Annotated in this window: 15 protein-coding genes, 1 pseudogene and 1 riboswitch; of the genes and pseudogenes, 10 read left to right on the top strand and 6 right to left on the bottom strand. The window is 75.6% G+C overall.

Features of this window, described 5'->3' with window-relative positions:
* Positions 1 to 32: 32 nt before the first annotated feature.
* Both IPL89_07125 and IPL89_07120 read right to left on the bottom strand, forming a co-directional pair.
* On the bottom strand, positions 33 to 932 hold the full coding sequence (locus IPL89_07125) for a serine/threonine protein kinase (GenBank protein ID MBK9062954.1): 900 nt from the start codon (positions 930 to 932) through the stop codon (positions 33 to 35).
* Positions 929 to 1657 carry a sigma-70 family RNA polymerase sigma factor gene (locus tag IPL89_07120; protein MBK9062953.1) on the bottom strand — a complete coding sequence of 243 codons (729 nt, stop codon included), beginning with the start codon at positions 1655 to 1657 and terminating at the stop codon, positions 929 to 931. Before IPL89_07120 ends, IPL89_07125 begins: the two co-directional genes overlap by 4 nt.
* Before the next feature lie 109 nt (positions 1658 to 1766).
* On the opposite strand from IPL89_07120, the gene IPL89_07115 reads away from it, so the two are divergent.
* From IPL89_07115 to IPL89_07080, 8 genes are all read left to right on the top strand, one after another.
* On the top strand, positions 1767 to 2066 hold the full coding sequence (locus tag IPL89_07115; protein ID MBK9062952.1) for a hypothetical protein: 300 nt from the start codon (positions 1767 to 1769) through the stop codon (positions 2064 to 2066).
* Positions 2050 to 2364 carry a hypothetical protein gene (locus tag IPL89_07110; GenBank protein MBK9062951.1) on the top strand — a complete coding sequence of 105 codons (315 nt, stop codon included), beginning with the start codon at positions 2050 to 2052 and terminating at the stop codon, positions 2362 to 2364. Before IPL89_07115 ends, IPL89_07110 begins: the two co-directional genes overlap by 17 nt.
* Before the next feature lie 2886 nt (positions 2365 to 5250).
* On the top strand, positions 5251 to 5520 hold the full coding sequence (locus IPL89_07105; protein MBK9062950.1) for a hypothetical protein: 270 nt from the start codon (positions 5251 to 5253) through the stop codon (positions 5518 to 5520).
* 288 nt (positions 5521 to 5808) lie between these two features.
* On the top strand, positions 5809 to 6006 hold the full coding sequence (locus IPL89_07100; protein ID MBK9062949.1) for a hypothetical protein: 198 nt from the start codon (positions 5809 to 5811) through the stop codon (positions 6004 to 6006).
* Between the two features lie 84 nt (positions 6007 to 6090).
* Positions 6091 to 6447: a hypothetical protein gene (locus IPL89_07095; protein ID MBK9062948.1), complete on the top strand. Its 357-nt coding sequence runs from the start codon at positions 6091 to 6093 to the stop codon at positions 6445 to 6447.
* Positions 6448 to 6555: 108 nt separating this feature from the next.
* On the top strand, positions 6556 to 6711 hold the full coding sequence (locus IPL89_07090; GenBank protein ID MBK9062947.1) for a hypothetical protein: 156 nt from the start codon (positions 6556 to 6558) through the stop codon (positions 6709 to 6711).
* A 75-nt stretch (positions 6712 to 6786) separates the two neighbouring features.
* Positions 6787 to 7083 (top strand): hypothetical protein, encoded by a 297-nt coding sequence (locus IPL89_07085; protein ID MBK9062946.1) that lies wholly within the window; start codon positions 6787 to 6789, stop codon positions 7081 to 7083.
* 72 nt (positions 7084 to 7155) lie between these two features.
* On the top strand, positions 7156 to 7341 hold the full coding sequence (locus IPL89_07080; GenBank protein ID MBK9062945.1) for a hypothetical protein: 186 nt from the start codon (positions 7156 to 7158) through the stop codon (positions 7339 to 7341).
* A gap of 287 nt (positions 7342 to 7628) precedes the next feature.
* On the opposite strand, the pseudogene IPL89_07075 reads toward IPL89_07080, so the two are convergent.
* Positions 7629 to 8186 (bottom strand): annotated as a pseudogene (locus IPL89_07075) (carbohydrate binding domain-containing protein).
* A 109-nt stretch (positions 8187 to 8295) separates the two neighbouring features.
* On the opposite strand from IPL89_07075, the gene IPL89_07070 reads away from it, so the two are divergent.
* Both IPL89_07070 and IPL89_07065 read left to right on the top strand, forming a co-directional pair.
* A complete protein-coding gene (locus IPL89_07070; protein ID MBK9062944.1) occupies positions 8296 to 9174 on the top strand; it encodes a zinc metallopeptidase in 879 nt (292 codons plus the stop codon).
* 70 nt (positions 9175 to 9244) lie between these two features.
* Positions 9245 to 9835, top strand: coding sequence for a DUF4136 domain-containing protein (locus tag IPL89_07065; GenBank protein MBK9062943.1), 591 nt, complete (start codon positions 9245 to 9247; stop codon positions 9833 to 9835).
* Positions 9836 to 9844: 9 nt separating this feature from the next.
* Here IPL89_07065 and IPL89_07060 read toward each other — a convergent pair whose 3' ends face one another.
* From IPL89_07060 to IPL89_07050, 3 genes are all read right to left on the bottom strand, one after another.
* The gene (locus tag IPL89_07060) at positions 9845 to 13381 is read right to left on the bottom strand and encodes a phosphoenolpyruvate carboxylase (GenBank protein MBK9062942.1); all 3537 of its coding nucleotides are present in this window, start codon (positions 13379 to 13381) and stop codon (positions 9845 to 9847) included.
* A gap of 40 nt (positions 13382 to 13421) precedes the next feature.
* Positions 13422 to 15278 carry a TonB-dependent receptor gene (locus tag IPL89_07055; protein ID MBK9062941.1) on the bottom strand — a complete coding sequence of 619 codons (1857 nt, stop codon included), beginning with the start codon at positions 15276 to 15278 and terminating at the stop codon, positions 13422 to 13424.
* A gap of 108 nt (positions 15279 to 15386) precedes the next feature.
* Positions 15387 to 15600: riboswitch (cobalamin riboswitch) on the bottom strand.
* Positions 15601 to 15614: 14 nt separating this feature from the next.
* Complete coding sequence (locus IPL89_07050; GenBank protein ID MBK9062940.1) at positions 15615 to 17105, bottom strand: S1 RNA-binding domain-containing protein; 1491 nt, start codon at positions 17103 to 17105, stop codon at positions 15615 to 15617.
* Between the last annotated feature and the right edge of the window lie 51 nt (positions 17106 to 17156).

The following is a 17156-nucleotide window of genomic DNA, read 5'->3' as shown; positions in this document are numbered from 1 at the left end:
TGAGGATCCATTCAACGCGCCGGGGAATTCCTTTAACGTCGCAGCAGGATAAAGAGCCCGCGCGTGATGAGATAGACCGCGACGAGCCCGACCGCGACCCGGTGACGCTTCAGGATCCGGAGCGCCCGCTCGGCGGGCCCTTCGGCGTGGGCCTCGACGCGCTCCCCGTCGAGGAACCTCGCGACGTCGGCTGCGAGCGCGGAAACGTCGGGATACCTCTCGCCGCGATCCTGCGCCGTCGCCCGCGCCACGATCGCCGCGAGGGCTTTGGGCGGATCCTGCGCCGGCGCCACCCGAAGCAACGCGTCAAGGACCGCGCCCAGCCCGTAGACGTCCGCGCGCACGTCGACGGGACCGCCCGCGGCCTGCTCCGGCGCCATGAACCCGGGCGTGCCGGATGCGTCCGCCGTCACGGACGCCGCCGCGCGGGCGAGCCCCCAGTCGAGCACGAGCACCTCGCCGAACGGGCCCACCATGACGTTGGAGGGCTTGAGATCCCGGTGGACGACACCGGCCGCGTTCGCAAACGCGACGGGCTCGCACACCCTCAGGAAGAGCCGCAGCCGCTCCGGCAGCGTCCCGGTTCGCGCGGCGGCCGCGGCGAGGCCTTCGCCCCGGACGAGCTTCATCGCGTAGAACGCGCGCCCGTCGGGCAACAGGCCCGCGTCGTGCACGGGGACGAGGCCGGGGTGTTCGAGCCGGGCGAGCACCCGGGCTTCGGCCATCAGCGCCTCAGCGGGCCCCTCGCCTTCGAGGGACACGTCCACGACTTTGAGCGCGAGGCGCCGGCCGAGGATTTCGTCCTCCACCTCGAAGACCGCGCCCATGCCACCGGTCCCGACCGTCCCGGCCAGCCGGTAGCGCGTGCCGGAGAGATCCGGCGAGCGCACCGCCTCCCGCAGCCGCGCGACGGCCGAATCGGGGAGCGTCACGGGGGCGGCTCCACTCCGAGAAGCGCGCGCGCCTCGGTACGGAACTCCGCGTCGGAGACCGTCAGCTCCCGAAGGACGTCGAGGACGATGCGGCGGAAGTCGCGCCGGGCCGCCGCGAGCTGGTTCGTGACGTCGACGGCGGTCGTCCCGAAGCGGAGCGCGAGGTCCTCGTACCGCGGCCGCGCCGCGGCCGCGTCCCCTTCGAGGTCGTAGGCTGTGAAGAGCGCGAATCGAATCGAGTGCCCATTCGAGGCGCACAGGGCCCGGAAACGCTCGACCGCCACCGAAAAGACGCTCCTCGCCCACTCCCTTTCGAAGAAGTCTTCCGGCGAAAGGTCGCAAGCGCCCGGACGTTCCTCGACCTCGCGCCGAACGGCGTCGACGTCGAACGAAACAAACTTCATCTCTCCGCCGCGCTTGAGGCGGGTCCGGGCCTTCCATTCGTTCGCAACCAATCCGTCGACGAGGACGCGCAGATACGTCCTCAGGCGCGCCTTCGACGGGTCGAAGCGGGACAGCCATTCCTTTTCGACGAGCTTCGTGAAGAGCTCCTGCGTGAGGTCGGCGGCTTCCTCGTGCGAGAGTCCGGCCTTCAGCCGCACGTACGTGTAGACCGGCTTCCAGTACGCCTCCGCGAGCGTCTCGAGCGCGCGCGAGCGCGCGGCGGCGTCGCCGCCCGTGACCGCGGCGACGAGGGACCCGCGCGTGTCGGGAAAGGGCGCCATGAGAGCGAAACGCTAGCACGCGCCGCTTCCGGCGGCCCCACGCCGTGGGCTCCGCCGCGAACGGCCGGCGGCACGACGGCATGATAGCATGACGGCAGGAGAACAGCGCATGCCTCAGGTCAGCGGTTCGGACATCAAGGTCGTCGGGAAAAGCGGCCAGATTTCGCTCGGGAAGAGCTACGCGGGCAGGGCCCTCAGGGTCGAGCACCGCGGAGAAGGGGTCATCGTCCTCACGGCCGTGGCGGTGGTGCCCGAGAGTCAGCTCTGGACACTGCAGGAGCCCGACCGCTCGCGGATCGCGCGCGGCCTCACCTGGGCCGCCGCGACGACGCCGGAGCAGACCGACGTCGACGGTCTCCTGACGCGCGCCGTGAAAGGAAAGGCCCGTTCGCGTGGCCGCCGCCGCTAAACGGGTCCGGCTCGACCTCAACAGTCCCGAGTTTCAGGACGTCTTCTTTCGCCTCGAGACGCAGGAACTGAAGCAGGTCGTCGCGTCCTTGCTCCGTCTCCGCGAGCTGGACTGGAGCGCGGTCTATCGGCATACCGGCTTCCGCTGGGAAGAGATCCGGCATCTGAAGGCTCCGAACGGCGCGGGCGTCCATTCGCTCCGCCTGAGCCAGAAGGTCCGCGCGTTCGCCTTCCGGGAAGGCGATTTCCTCCGCTTCATCTCGCTGCATCCCGATCACGATTCGGCCTACCGCCGCTGAGTCCGGACGCCGGCCCGGGGCGGGCCCCCCCCGCCCCCGCCCCCCCCCCCCCCCCCAACCCCCCCCCCCCCCCCCCCCCCCCCAGGCGCCCCCCCCGGGGGGGGCCCCCCCCCCCCGCCCCCCCCCCCCCCCCCCCCCCCCCCCCCCCCCCCCCCCCCCCCCCCGCCCCCCCCCCCCCCCCCCCCCCCGCCCCCCCCCCCCCCCCCCCCCCCCCCCCCCCCCCCCCCCCCCGCCCCCCCCCCCCCCCCCCCCCCCCCCCCCCCCCCCCCCCCCCCCCCCCCCCCCCCCCCCCCCCCCCCCCCCCCCCCCCCCCCCCCCCCCCCCCCCCCCCCCCCCCCCCCCCCCCCCCCCCCCCCCCCGCGGCCCCCCCCCCCCCCCCCCCCCCCCCCCGGGGCCCCCCCCCCCCCCCCCCCCCCCCCCCCCCCCCCCCCCCCCCCCGCCCCCCCCCCCCCCCCCCCCCCCCCCCCCCCCCCCCCCCCCCCCCCCCCCCCCCCCCCCCCCCCCCCCCCCCCCCCCCCCCGCCCCCCCCCCCACCCCCCCCCCCCCCCCCCCCCCCCCCCCCGAGCCCCCCCCCCCCCCCCCCCCCCCCCCCCCCCCCCCCCCCCCCCCCCCGGCCCCCCCCCCCCCCCCCCCCCCCCCCCCCGCCCCCCCCCCCCCCCCCCCCGGCCCCCCCCCCCCCCCCCCCCCCCCCCCCCCCCCCCCCCCCCCCCCCCCCCCCCCCCCCCCCCCGGCCCCCCCCCCCCCCCCCCCCCCCCCCCGCTCCCCCCCCCCCCCCCCCCCCCCCCGCACCCCCCCCCCCCCCCCCCCCCCCCCCCCCCCCCCCCCCCCCCCCCCCCCCCCCCCCCCCCCCCCCCCCCCCCCCCCCCCCCCCCCCCCCCCCCCCGGGGCCCCCCCCCCCCCCCCCCCCCCCCCCCCCCCCCCGCCCCCCCCCCCCCCCCCCCCCCCCCCCCCCCCCCGCCCCCCCCCCCCCGGGGGCCCCCCCCCGGGGCCCCCCCCCCCGGCCCCCCCCCGGGGGGGCCCCCCCCCCCGCCCCCCCCCCCCCCCCGGGGGCCCCCCCCCCCCCCCCCCCCCCCCCGGCCCCCCCCCCCCCCCCCCCCCCCCCCCCCCCCCCCGCCGCCCCCCCCCCCCCCCCCCCCCCCCCCCCCCCCCCCCCCCCCGCCCGGCCGGGGCCCCCCCCCCCCCCCCCCCCCCCCCCCCCCCCGGCCCCCCCCCCCCCCCCCCCCCCCCCCCCCCCCCCCCCCCCCCCCCCCCCCCCCCCCCCCCCCCCCCCCCCCCCCCCCCTTCCCCCCCCCCCCCCCCCCCCCCCCCCCCCCCCCCCCCCCCCCCCCCCCCCCCCCCCCCCCCCCCCCCCCGGGGGCCCCCCCCCCCCCCCCCCCCCCCCCCCCCCCCCCCCCCCCCCCCCCCCCCCCCCCCCCCCCCCCCCCCCCCCCCCCCCCCCCCCCCAACCCCCCCCCCCCCCCCCCCCCCCCCCCCCCCGCCCGGCCCCCCCCCCCCCCCCCCCCCCCAACCCCCCCCGCCCCAACCCCCCCCCCGCCCCCCCCCCCCCCCCCCCCCCCGGGCGCCCCCCCCCCCCCCCCCCCAACCCCGCCCCCCCCCCCCCCCCCCCCCCCCCCCCCCCCCCCCCCCCCCCCCCCCCCCCCCCCCCCCCCCCCCCCCCGGCCCCCCCCCCCCCCCCCCCCCCCCCCCCCCCCCCCCCCCCCCCCCCCCCCCCCCCCCCCCCCCCCCGGCCCCCCCCCCCCCCCCCCCCACCCCCCCCCCCCCCCCCCCCCCCCCCCCCCCCCCCCCCCCCCCCCCCCCCCCCCCCCCCCCCCCCCCCCCCCCCGGCCCCCCCCCCCGCGGCACCCCCCCCCCCCCCCCCCCCCGGGCCCCCGGGCCCCCCCCCCCCCCCCCCCCCCGGCGCCCCCCCCCCCCCCCCCCCCCCCCGCGCCGGAACCCCCAGCCCCCCCCCCCCCCCCCCCCCCCCCCCCCCCCCCCCCCCGGGCCCCCCCCCCGGCGCCCCGCCCCCCCCCCCCCCCCCCGCCCCCGCCCCCCCCCCCCCCCCCCCCCCCCGCCCGCCCCCCCCCCCCCCCCCCCCCGGGTCTATACCCGTTGGCCCCCCCCCCCCCCCCCCCCCCCCCCCCCGCCCCCCCCCCCCCCCCCCCCCCCCCCCCCCCCCCCCCCCCCCCCCCCCCCCCCCCCCCCCCCCCCCCCCCCCCCCCCCCCCCCCCCCCCCCCCCCCCCCCCCCCCCCCCCCCCCCCCCCCGCCGCCCCCCCCCCCCCCCCCCGCGGGCCCGGCCCCCCCCCCCCCCCCCCCCGGGCCCCCCCCCCCCCCCCCCCCCCCCCCCCCCCCCCCCCCCCCCCCCCCCCCCCCCCCCCGGCCGCCCCCCCAGGGGAACCCCGGCCCACCCCCCCCCCCCACCCCCCCCCCCCCCCCCCCCCCCCCCCCCCCCCCCCCCCCCCCCCGCCCCCCCCCCCCCCCCCGCCGCCCCCCCCCCCCCCCCCCCCCCCCCCCAACCCCCCCCCCCCCCCCCCCCCCCCCCCCCCCCCCCCCCCCCCCCCCCCCCCCCAACCCACCCCCCGGCCCGCCCCACCCCCCCCCCCCCCCCCCCCCCCCCCCCCCCCCCCCCCCCCCCCCCCCCCCCCCCCCCGGAAACCCCCCCCCGCCACCCAACGCCCCCCGCCCCCCGAGCCCGCCGACCCCCGGCAATCACCTCCGGCAGGAGTGTCCTCGGGTCGTTCGTGACGTTGTCGATCGCGGACGCGTAGGCCGCGAAGCTGCCCCCCGCCGTCGGCGTCGAAAGCACGAGCCGCGCCCCGGAGACATCCGTCCCGACGCCCACGTCCCGGACGACCCTCGATACCTGCGTCATCCCGAGGGGCTGCAGCGCGTACGTCTTCGTCCCCAGCGTGGCCCCGTCCCCGCCCACGAGCCTGACGTCCACGGCCAGCGCGGCCTCGGTGGCGTTCGTCAGGATCAGGTTGGTCCGGAAGGCGCCGTCCTCGCGCACCGCGAGGATCGAGCGCTCCGTTCCGTTCCGGATCAGGTCCGCCGCCGTCGCCGCCGGCACGCTCTGCCCGAACGTGCCGCCGAAGCCGGGCGTGGACGTCTGGCCGAGCACGGCCACGAGCGCGCTGTCGGACGCCGGAAACTGCGACGCGACGCGAATCGCTCCGTAGTCCGAGGCGAGTCCGAACACCGAGCCCAGGACGTCGGCGTAGGCCACGGATCGCCGGGCCGCGAGGTCGAACGTCTGCTCGGCCCCCGTCCGCCCGTCCTTGTTGTTGCCGAGGAACTTTACCGTGTACCGCGCGGAGACGTCGCCCGTGTACGCGACCGCGAGATCCGTCGTGTAGAACGCGCCGCCCGCGCCGGCGGCCCGCGCGCTGGAGGGCAGGATCCAGAAGTCCGCGCCCGGCCGCGCGCTCGCGATCGGGCCGATCGGCAGGAGCGTGCGCGGGTCGTTCGTGACGTTGTCGATCGTGCTCGCGTACGCGGCGAAGCTCTTTCCCGGGGTCGGCGTGGAGAGGACGAGCCGCGCGCCGGACACGTCCCCCGAGACGCCGAGGGCGCGGACGACGCGCGAGACCTGCGTCATGCCGAGCGGCGGCAGCGTGTACCGCGCCGAGGCCAGCGCGGTCGGCTGGGCGGCCGGCACCCGCTGAAGAGCGAGCGACGTTCCGTTGTCGGCGACGAGCGTCACGTCGACGTCGAGCGCGTCCTCCCCGGCGTTCGCGAGGATGAGGTTCGTGCGGAAGGCGGCGTTCTCGCGGACGGCGAGCACGGACCGGGGCACGCCGCCGCCGACGAGGTCTTCGGCCATCGCCGCCGGAACGCTCTGGCCGAAGGTGCCGCCGAAGCCGGGCGTCGAGGTCTGCGCGAGCGCCCGGACCGCGGCGGAGGCGGAGGTGACGCGGATCGCGCCGAAGTCGGCGGTCTTTCCGAACACCGACCCGAGGACGTCCGAAAACGTCGTCGACCGGCCCGCGGGGAGCGGGAACGAAAGCTCGGGCCCGCCGCGCCCGTCCGCGTCGTGCCCGAGGAACTTCAGCTGGACGGTGGCGTCGGACGCTCCCGTGTTCGCCACCGTGACGTCGGTCGTGTAGAACGCGCCGCCCGCGCCGGCGGCCCGCGCGCTCGAGGGGAAGAGGGCCGACATGCCCGCGGGCGCCGAGTCGACGACCGCCCAGTAGGCCGGCTTCGCCTGGAGTTCGGTGTCGAAGAGGAGCGGAAGATCCAGCCGGGGGATCGGGAAGGTCGTCAGCCATGTGTTGTCGTCGGCGACGCCCCAGAGCGTCACGGAGCTGACGGAGGCCTTCAGGCGCCGGTACTCGCGGAAGAAGTCCCGGTACCGCGTCGCCTGCTGGTAGAGGAGCTCGGGCGGGATCTCCGGGTAGCTCGACGTCGTGTCCGTGTAGACGCTGACGTCCATCTCGGTGATCTGGTTGTCGAGGCCGAGGGCCGCGAACGCCTGGATCGCGGCCGAAGCGTCGGAGGCGGGCGGCCCGGCGAGGTTCACGTGCATCTGGTGTCCGACGCAGCTCACGGGCACGCCGCGCGCCTTCATGCCCTGCACGACCGCGACGAGCGCCTGGCGCCTCCGCGCGTCCGTCGTGCTGTACTCGTTGATGCAGAGCTTTGCGCCGGGCGCCTCCGCGGACGCGACCTGGAACGCCCTGTCGATGAAGTCGGTCGGGCCCGCGAGCCGGTACCAGTCGCTCCGCCGGAGGCCGTCGGACTGATCGGGGTCAGTCACCTCGTTCACGACGTCCCACGTCGACACGACGTCCCGGTAGCGGCGCACGACCTTCCGGATGTGGTCGTCGAGGCGCTGGAGCATCAGCGCGCGGTTCGAGGGTGTCGCGGCGAGGTCGGCGCCCGAGGCGTCCTTGAAGAGCCACGCCGGGTTCTGGTCGTGCCAGAGCAGCGTGTGGCCGCGCAGCGTCAGCCCGTTCGACCGCGCGAAGTTCGCGATCGCGTCCGCGTCCGCGAAGGCGTAGTTCGCGTCCGCCTCCCCCAGCGTCGGGTGAATGGGGCCCGTCTTCATGGCGTTCCCGGCCGTGAGGCTGCCGAGGTGCTTGCGGATCAGCGACGCGTGAATAGGGTCTGCGATCAGCGCGGGCGAGACGGCTCCGCCGAAGCGGAACTCGCCCGCAAGGACGTCCTTCAGGGAGGGGATCGACGTCTGGATCGGGAGCGCCGGAGCGTACGCCACCGAGACGTCGTCGACGTAGAAGGAAGCCTTCGAGGGGTACGTCGTGCTGCCCGAGGGCGGGGCCGGGTCGGCCTCGCCGGTCTCGACGTAAAGAGCGAGCGCGTCCGCGTCGTCGGCGGGCGTGTAGAGCGCCGACAGCTTCGTCCACGCGCCGGCCGTGACCGTGGCCTGGGGCACGACGTTCACGTAAGTGGTGCTGCCCGAATACGTGCGCTGCAGGGTCACGCCCATGGGCACGCTCGGGAAGGACGGATCCGCCACGAGCCGCGCCCACACGGTGACGCGGTAGCGGAAGCCCTTCGTCATCTTCCCGAGGACGTTGAGGCTCGGCCCCTGATACGGCCGGCGGCGGCCGGTCGTCTTGAGGCTGCGCGTTCCGCCGTGGGCCTGCTCCGTGGAGTTGGCGACGGCCGCGTCGCCGCCGCGCGGGCCCCAGTTCCGCACCGTCGTGCCGTCCGGCAGCACGTAGCCCTTCAGCGTGCCGTCCTCGAAGTCCGACGTGAAGCCGGTCTGGTCCGGCCCCGTCTGGGCGGCGGCCCGGAGCGACAGGGCGAGAGCGGCGGCGAGCCCCAGGCGGATCGCCCGGGACGAGCGGTTCGGGCGGGAAGAGAGCGGTGTGCGGGTGCGCATTTGCCCTAGACGCGAGAGCCGGTCGGCCGACGGACCTGATGCAGACGCATTAGTCCGAAATCCCTCGTGGGATCCGGGGGCTTAGACTCGGCCGCCGAAGGGGGCGCCCATGCGCTGGAACGACCAAGGCGGCGGACTCGGGCCGGACATCGAGGACCGGCGGGGCGAAGGCGGCGGCGGCGGCTTCAACTTCGGAGGCGGCGGCATGCGCCTCGGCTGCGGCGGGATCATCCTGCTCGGCGTCCTCTCGCTCATCTTCAAGCAGAACTTCTTCGCGCTCCTCGCCCCGCAGGGCGGGGGATCTCCTCAGGCGAGCGTCGACTCGCGGCCCGTGGCGCCGCCCTCGGCGAAGGAAGACGAACGCGCGCGCTTCGTGAACTTCGTCGTCAACGACGTGCAGAAGACGTGGGACCAGGTCTTCCCGTCGCTCGGGCGCAACTACACGCACGCAAAGCTCGTCCTCTACCGCGACGCGACGCGCTCGGGCTGCGGCTTCGCGCAGGCGCAAATGGGGCCGTTCTACTGCCCCACCGACCGCAAGGTCTACCTCGACATGGGCTTCTTCGACGAGCTCGGCCAGCGCTTCGGCGCGCCCGGCGACTTCGCGCAGGCGTACGTCATCGCGCACGAGTTCGGCCACCACGTCCAGACGCTGCTCGGCATCGAGGGCGGCGTCCGGAAGGCCATGGAGCAGAACCCCTCGCAGGAGAAGGCGCTCTCCGTGCGCCTCGAGCTGCAGGCCGACTGTCTCGCGGGCGTCTGGGGCCACGGCACCGCCGAGCGGAACATTCTCGAGAACGGCGACGTCGAGAAGGGGCTCGCCGCGGCGGCGGCCGTCGGCGACGACCGCCTCCAGCGCGCCGCCGGGCAGCGCGTGAACCCGGAGAGCTGGACGCACGGCTCGGCCGCCCAGCGCACGGAGTGGTTCACGAGGGGCCTGCGGGAAGGCACCGTCGGGGCCTGCGACACGTTCAAGTCCGGCCGCTGAGCCGTCCCCCCGGGAGGCCGTGTCAACCCGGCAAGGCTCTTGCACGTCCAACCGGCGGAGGGACCCACCCGTGAGGAATCCCACTGCTCCCGTTCTCGCGCTCGCCGCTGCCGCCGCCCTCCTCGCGGGGTCGGGCTGTTCGAGCGTAACGACGACCGTCGATTACGACCCTGCCACGAACTTCGGCGCCTACAAGACCTTCGCCTTCAAGGACGTCCACGGGCGCGGCGAGTTCCAGATGAAGCGCGTCGAGGCCGCGATCGAGAAGACGCTTGCCGCGAAGGGCCTCACGAAAATGGACCTCAAAGCGGACGGGAAGCCCGACCTGTGGGTCGTCCTCCATACGAAGTTGAAGAACGACAAGCAGATCATGACGTACAACTCGGGCTGGGGATGGGGATGGGGCGGCTACGGCTGGCGCGGCTACGGCGGGGGCTGGGGCGGCGGTGGCTGGACGACGGCCCGTGTCTACGACGTCCCCGTGGGCACGCTCGTCGTGGATCTCGTCGACACGAAGGAGAAGGAGCTCGTCTGGCGCGGCGCCGCCTCGCGCGACGTGAGCTCCAGCGAGACGCCGCAGGACCGGGCCGAGATCACGCAGAAAGCGATCGACAAGCTCTTCGAGGGCTTCCCGCCGGGCGTCCCGCCGAAGAATCCCTGAACCCTTCCCTCAGGCCCCGCGGCTGCCGCGGAGACGCTCCAGCGCGACCATCTGCTCGGTCGCGCGGAGCGTCAGCTCGTCCTTGCCCAGCTCGCGGAGCGGAGCCCACGCGGCCCGCAGGCTCCGCGCGAGCGGGTCGGGCAGCGTGCGGAGCCAGCCCTCGATCCTGAGGTCCACGAACTCGCGCTTCTCCTCGATCGTGAGCTCGCGCGCGAGCAGGAGGCGCGGCGCCTCCTCGGAGTCCACGAGCGTCTGGAGGATGGTCCAGCGGCCGCCGGGCTTCTCCGCGCAGAGCGCGCCGAAGACGCCGCTCGACGTCTCCCGGATGAGCTCCTCCTCGCGCGTCGTGAGGCTCTCGTGCTCCTTCGTCTCGTCCCAGCTGTCGGAATCGTCCGCCATGTAGCGCAGGTAGAGCATCGCGAAGAGGCACGTCGGCTCGACGAGCTCCGCGCGCGAGCGCACGTCCGCCCACACCGCCGCCGCGGCCCTCAAACACCGGCGCGCGGCCGTCTCCGCGAACTTCTTCCCGAAGACGAGCGCGACGGCCTCGCGCACGAAGTGCGGCAGCTCGCTCGCGAGGATCTCCCGGTAGCCCGGCACCTGCCGGTCGAGCAGAACCGCCGCGCGCTTGTCGAGCGCCGCGAGGTCGCTCGTGACGGCGGGGAGGCCGAGCGTCGTGCAGCCGAGGTTGTAGTTGATCGCCCGCGGCAGCGTCACGCCCTCCGGCCACGCGTCCCGGAGGTCCCGGTTGTCGGGCAGCCCGTGGCCCCCGCCCCACTCCTCGGGGTAGACGGGGATCGAGCGGCCGTAGTTCACGGAGCCCGTCGCTCGGATCCTGACGCGCGTCTGCGGGACGAGCCCGCTGAACGGCGCGAGGAGCGGCGCGATCCGGAGGAGCGTCTCCGTGTGCGCCTTCACGCCCGCCTCGAGCAGCTCGAGGAGCGACTCGCGCTCCCCCGCTCCGACGGCGGGCGCCGGCCGCTTCGCCGCGGCCGCCTCGCGGAACTTCGCGGCGAGACGGAGCGTCGCCTCCGGCGAGTCCGCGCGGATCCCCTGCAGCGTGACGCCGTCCGCGCGCGCGAACTGCGTGACGACGCCCTCGTGCTCCGGGTCGAAGCCGCCGCGGAACCCGGCACGGCCCGCGCCGATCAGGAACGTCACCCGGGGCGCGGGCTCGCCGATCCGGTGGGCGCGCTCCGCGAGCCGGCGCTCGGCCTCGTCGCGCGCGGCGATCGTCAGCGTGTACGCGGCGTCCGTCGCGATCTTGCCGCTCTGCTCCGCGGTGTCGGACATCGCGACGAAGACGCGGACGACGGACTCCTTCGCGTCGAAGCCCGTCCGGAGGCCCTGCGGCGTCGGGAGGTCGCTCGCGCCGTGGTTGCGCGCGAGCGCCTGGTAGTAGGCCTCGAGAAGGTCCGGGAGGCGCGCGAGGGCGCCGACGTTCTCGACGAGCGGGACGAGGCGCACGCGCGACACGCGGGCGACGACGTCCGCGCGCCGCGCCTGCGGAATCCGGGCCGAGAGGAACGCGTCGATCCGCTCGGGCGGGCCGTCGAAGAGGCCGGCCACGGCCTGCTGGTAGAGCGTCCCGATCTTGACGACGGCGCCGATCTCGGCGCGCGCGTTCACCTGCGGGATGCTCAATTCGTAGATCGCGTTGCGCGCCGGGACGATCCCGAGCTTCTCGCACGCGAGCAGGAAGAGCACGTTCGCGCGCGCGACGGACGCGAGGATCTTCGAGATCTTCTCCTCGTCCTGCTCGATCCAGGGGTTCGGCACGCGGAACAGCAGGTGCCGGTCCTCGCCCGGGACGAGCCCGTGCCGGAGGAGCGCGAGGACGGCCTTCTCCGGCACGTCCACCCACTCCGGGCTGATCTGCCGGCCCTCGTAGTCGAGCAGGACCTCCGAGCAGGGCCCGAGGAGGTCCGCGATCGTCTCCTCGAACTCCGCGCGCGCGTCGACGAGCGGGTTCCACTCGAGGTACGTCAGCGCCTCGTGCGCGCGGTCGGGCGTCCCCTCGGGCGCCGCGCGGAGCGCCCGCGCAAGCTGCTCCGCCCGGTGCGCCGTCGAGTCCGGGTGCTTCGTGCCCGTGAGGCGCGCGGGCCCCTGCTGCGGGCGGGCGGCGGCGCGGCTCCGCGCCTCCGCGAACGACCGGGCGTCGAGAGCGTCGAGCGCGTCGTACCCGCCTTCCGTGCAGGCGCTCTCCCACACGGACGCCTCGACCGTCCGCCCGGCCGGCGGCGCGGGCGCGCTGGAGCCCAAGCGCGAGGCCGCCTCGATGCGCGTCTTCACGCGGTCCATGAAGACTTCGAGCTCCGGCACGTCCTTCGAGCCGTACGAGAGCCGCTGCCACGTCCCGTAGCGCGCGGCGTCCGGCCCGGCGAACGCGGCGAACGGGATGCCGCCGACGCCGCCGGTGAGCAGGAGCTCGAACGCGTCCACCGACGTCTTGACGACGGCCCGCTCCTTCACGCCGTTGCGGAGCCGGTCGAAGGACGCCCCGACGAGACCCGGGAACGCGAGCGGCGCGTAGAACGTGCCGCCGAAGTCCGTCCGCTCGACGCCGAGCGGGGCGAGCGCGTCGGCCGCCTGCAGCATGAAGTCGCGGCGCTCGCGCATGTACGGGGACGGCCGCCGGAGCGCCGCGAGCGGGCTCTGGAGCGCCGCGAGCGCCCAGTCCTGTGCGAGCGTCGACGGAGTCGCGACGAGCCACGCGGAGAGGTTCGCGAGGATCTCGCGGGCCCTCACGCCGTTCGACCGGATCTCGTCCGAGAGGACGAGCCAGCAGGCGCGCGTCCCCGTCGACGCGCCGAACATGTCCATCTTCGACAGGCCCGACATCGTCACGACCCAGTCGCGCCACTCGGGGTTCGCGAACGCCGGGTTCACGAAGGAGTCGACGTAGTCGAGGCGCTGGTAGACGGAGTCGTACAGGACGAAGACGCGCCGCTTCACGGCGACGCGCACGATCTCCTCGACGAGCGCGCGCGGGTAGACGCGTCCCGTGGGGTTGTGCGGGTTGTTCAGGATGACCGAAGACACTCCGCCCTTGGCGAGGATCCGGTCGAGCGCCTCGGGGTCGGGCAGGAAGCCGGGCGCGTCCGTCGGCAGCTCCACGACGCGCTTGCCCGCGCGCTCGATGAACCAGTCGTACTCCCAGCTCGGCCGCGGCACGACGACGCCCGACCCGTCCGCGCCGAGGACCTCGAGGACGATCGCGAGCCCTGCGCGCGTCCCCGGCGTGAAGAGGATCTCGTCCGGCAGGAACCGCACGTCGGACGTCGGGTAGTCCCTCAACCCGTCGCGATTGAAGAAGTCCGCGATCTCGCTCCGGACGTCCATCCGGCCGACGGCGGGCCCGTAGCTGTGGACCGTGTTGCGCGTGATGCGCTGGGCCGCGCGGACGACCTCCGGGTGGGGCGCGAAGTCCGAGTTCTTGTAGTCGCCTTGCGTCAGGTCGAGGGCGCCCTCCTGCTGCACGCGCCGCGCGAAAGCGCGGACGAGCGGCTCGGGAGTCGAAAGCGCGCGCGTGGAGAGGATCCTCACGCGCGCCGTTTTAGCACCTTCCCGCCGGCGCGACCGGATCTCAGAAGGACGCTTCGATCCCCGCGAGATATCGCCGGCTCGGGGCCGGGAAGCCGTTCACCTCCGCGTACTCGCGGTTGAACACGTTCGTGACCCGGACCCACGGCGAAAGCGACCAGACGAGGGGCGGCAGAGTGACCGCGGCGTCCATGCGGAAGTACGACGGGCTCTCGACGACCGTCGTGAAGTCCGCCGCGTCGCGGTCGGTCCGCGCTCCGACGAGAATCCCGGTCACGCTCCACGAACCGCCCTTCCCGAAACCGGACCCGGCCGTCAGCGACGCGCGGTTGCGGGGCCGGCGGATCAGCGGGACGTCGAGATCGAGATCCTGCGCGTCGAGATACGTGTACGAGGCGCGCAGGAAGGCCCGGTCGCCGACGGCGGTTCGGACGGCCACCTCGACGCCTCGCGTCCGCGCGTGGCCGACGTTCGCGTTGGAGAAGGTCTGCGCGTCGTACTGGATGAGGTCCCGGATGTCGTTCCAGAAGCCCGTGGCCTCCGCGACGACACCTTCCGCGATCGTCAGCTCGCCGCCGACCTCCCAGCCCGTGGAGCGCTCGGGCTGGAGGTTTGGGTTCCCCGAATACGGGTAGTAGAGCTCGCCGAGCGACGGCGCGCGGAACGCCGAGCCCGCGGCCGCGCGGAGCTTCAGCGACGGCAGCGCTCGCCACGCGATCGTCACGCGCGGAGAGACGGCGCCGCCGAACGCGCTGTGGTCGTCCCAGCGGGCGCCGGCCGTGGCGACGAGCTTCTCGCCCGCGAGCGCGATGCGGTCCTCCGCGAAGAGCGCGAACGTGCGGGACGTCGCCCCGTCCAGCGCGACGCCGAAGTTGCTCTCGCTCGAAACCTCGGTGCGCTCGTAGTCGGCGCCGACCGCGAGTCGGTGCGCGCCCCACGTGCCCGACGCGGCGACACGGCCCCCCGCGCGGCGCGCGTCCGTCGTCGACGACGTGAAGAACGGGTCGGCGGGATCGGCGTAGCCGGGCATGTCGCGGACGTAGCGGACCGAGGCGGAGAGAGAGAGATTCTTTGCGAGTGAAAGAGAAAGAGGAACCTCGACGGTGGTCGTCTCGCCGGAAGTCGAACGCTGCGGCGTCGGCACGGCGCCATCCGTGGGGATGCCCGTCCGGCCGGTGTCCCGCCGGACGACGACGCCCGCCGTGGCGCCCTCGCCGAGCCGCGTGGTCAGCGCCCCCGAGAGGGTCGTTCCAGAGAAGAATTCGTTGAATTGGTCCCCGGAAGAGAGAGTTCTTCGAAAGGCGAACGTGGAGGAAAGCGCACCTTCCGAGAATCCCCCTTCCAGGGAACCTTCTTTCCCCCCGGCATTTCCGAGCGCCAGGCTCGCGTGTCCGCTCACCCCCGCGTCCCCCGCCCGGCGCGTGAAGATCTGCACGACGCCGCCGATCGCCTCCGAGCCATAGAGCGCCGAGAACGGACCGCGCACGACCTCGACGCGCTCGACGTTCGCGGTCGAGATCGCCGAGAGGTCGGTCCCGCCGAAGTACGGACTGTTCAGGGTCACCCCGTCGAGGAGGACGAGCGTCTGCGTCGAAGAGGTGCCGCGCAAAAAGAGCGACGTCACGCCGCCGGCGCCGCCCGACTGCACGACGTCCAGTCCGGGCACGGTGCGCAGGAGGTCGAGGACGGTGGCAGACTTCGCGCGCGCGATCTCGGCGGCGTCGATCACCGTCGCGGCGGCGCCGAGCGAAACCGAAGGCTCCGGCGCGGCCTCGGCCGAGACGACGACGTCGGCTGCGATCGGCGCGGCGGCGGGAAGCGGGGCGGGTTCCGCCGCGAGGAGCGGAAGCGGGCACAGGACGAGGGCGCGGGAGAGCCGGGCGAGACCGCGGAAAACCAAGGGAACACCTCCGTTCCGGTGGCCTCGCCCTCCCATCGGGAAGGAGCGGCGGGCCCGGCGCGCGGAGGCGGGCGAGCCGCGACTTCCCGAGCCCCGGAGAAGGCGACGCTGATGCGATGTTCCTCGGGCAGGTCTCCTGGCTCCCGGATCGTCCGCGCCCGGCCCCTTCCCGGCGGCGCGACCGGCTGAACCGATCTCTCGCCGCCAGTGGGATCTCGCCGGGCGCGTCCCCGGTCACAGTGGCGGGGGCCGCGCGGGAATCACACCCGCTTCCCTCTTTCACCCCCCGGAGGTCGAGGGGACTCGAGGACGATTTAAAAGAACGCGGGAGAGAGTCTACTTCTTCTTCTGCTTGCTCTTCGGGTTGTTGAGCGCTTCGAGGAGCGACGAGCCGAAGATCGAGACGGAAGGCGCCGCGGCCTTCTCGCGCTTCGCGGATTCCTCGCGGTAGCTCCGGAGATCGCCGCGGTCGGCCTCGGCCTTCGCGCCGGCGGCGGACAGCGAGATGCGCTTTCTCTGGGTGTCGAGGCCGATGACCTTGACCTCCACCTTCTGGCCGGAGGCGAAGTGCTTCGTGACCGTTCCGGGCGGAACCCCCGTCTCGCTGTTCGGGATGAGGCCCGTGAGGCCCGCCTCGAGGCGGACGAACACGCCGAACACCGCGACGCTCTCAACCTCGCCCTTCACGACCGTGCCTTCGCCGTAGCGCTCGCCGATGCCGGACCACGGGTCGCCCGTGGCGACTTCGCGCAGTGAGAGCGACAGGCGGCGGTGCGCCGCGTCGACTTCCTTCACCCAGCCCTGGACGGTCTGCCCGACGGCGACCTGCGGATCCTTCGCGGAGACGCCCGGCGGGAGCGCCGAGACGTGCACGAGGCCGTCGATGCCCGGCTCCACCTCGACGAAGAGACCGAAGTCGGCGTGGCGGGCCACGGTGCCGGTGAACGAAGCGCCGGGAGCGAAACGCTCGCCGAGCGTCGCCCACGGGTCCACTTCGAGCTCCTTCATCGAGAGCGAGATGCGCTTGCCCTCGCCCGCGAGCTTCGTGACCTTCACGGTGACTTCCTGGCCGACCGTGAGGACGTCCTTCGGGTGCGCGACGCGGCGGCGCGAGATCTCCGTGACGTGGACGAGCCCGTCCACGCCGCCGAGGTCGACGAATGCGCCGAAGTCGGTGAGGGAGCGGACCTTGCCCGTCATGACGGAGCCGAGCTCAATCTTCGCGCGCGTCTCGGCGGCCTTGGCCTCGTTGTCTTCCTTGAGGAGGGCGACGCGCGAGACGACGACGCGGCGGCCGTCCTCGGAGTACTCGATGACCCGGAAGTCGAAGTTCTTGCCGACGAACTCGGCGAGGCCGGGCTCGTCGTGGCGGCCGAGGTCGATCTGCGAGACCGGGCAGAACGCGCGGAGGCCGTGCGCCCCGCCGATCAGGACGTCGAACCCGCCCTTGTTGCGGGCGGAGACCTTGCCGGCCACGGGGATCTTCGCCTCGGCGGCGGCCCGGAGCTCGGCCTTCGTCTTGTGCCCGATCGCCAGCTTGCGGCTGATCCGGACGTCCGGCGAGGCCTTGATCACGACGGCCTCGATGCGGTCGCCGACCTTCTCGCCGTCGAGCTCCTTGAGATCCATGATCGCTTCGGATTTCCCGCCGATCGAGACGAGGACGACGTCGGGCGTGATGCCGGCGATCGTGCCGTTCACGACCTGGCCCTCGACGAGCTTCTTGCGGGGCTTCGCGTCGTCGGCGGCCATGGCGGCTTCGAAAGTCTTCTTGTCCGCCGACTCGGCTCCGTCGGTGGGGTGAGCGGCAATCAGGGTCTGAGACACGGGGGAACTCCTACCCGCACGCGCAAGCTCCGCGAGGAGTCTCCGGACGGC

This window comes from Acidobacteriota bacterium, assembly GCA_016716715.1.
Taxonomy (GTDB): Bacteria; Acidobacteriota; Thermoanaerobaculia; order UBA5066; family UBA5066; genus Fen-183.
Note: the sequence above shows the minus strand (reverse complement) of the source record. Positions and strands in the feature narration are given on the sequence as shown.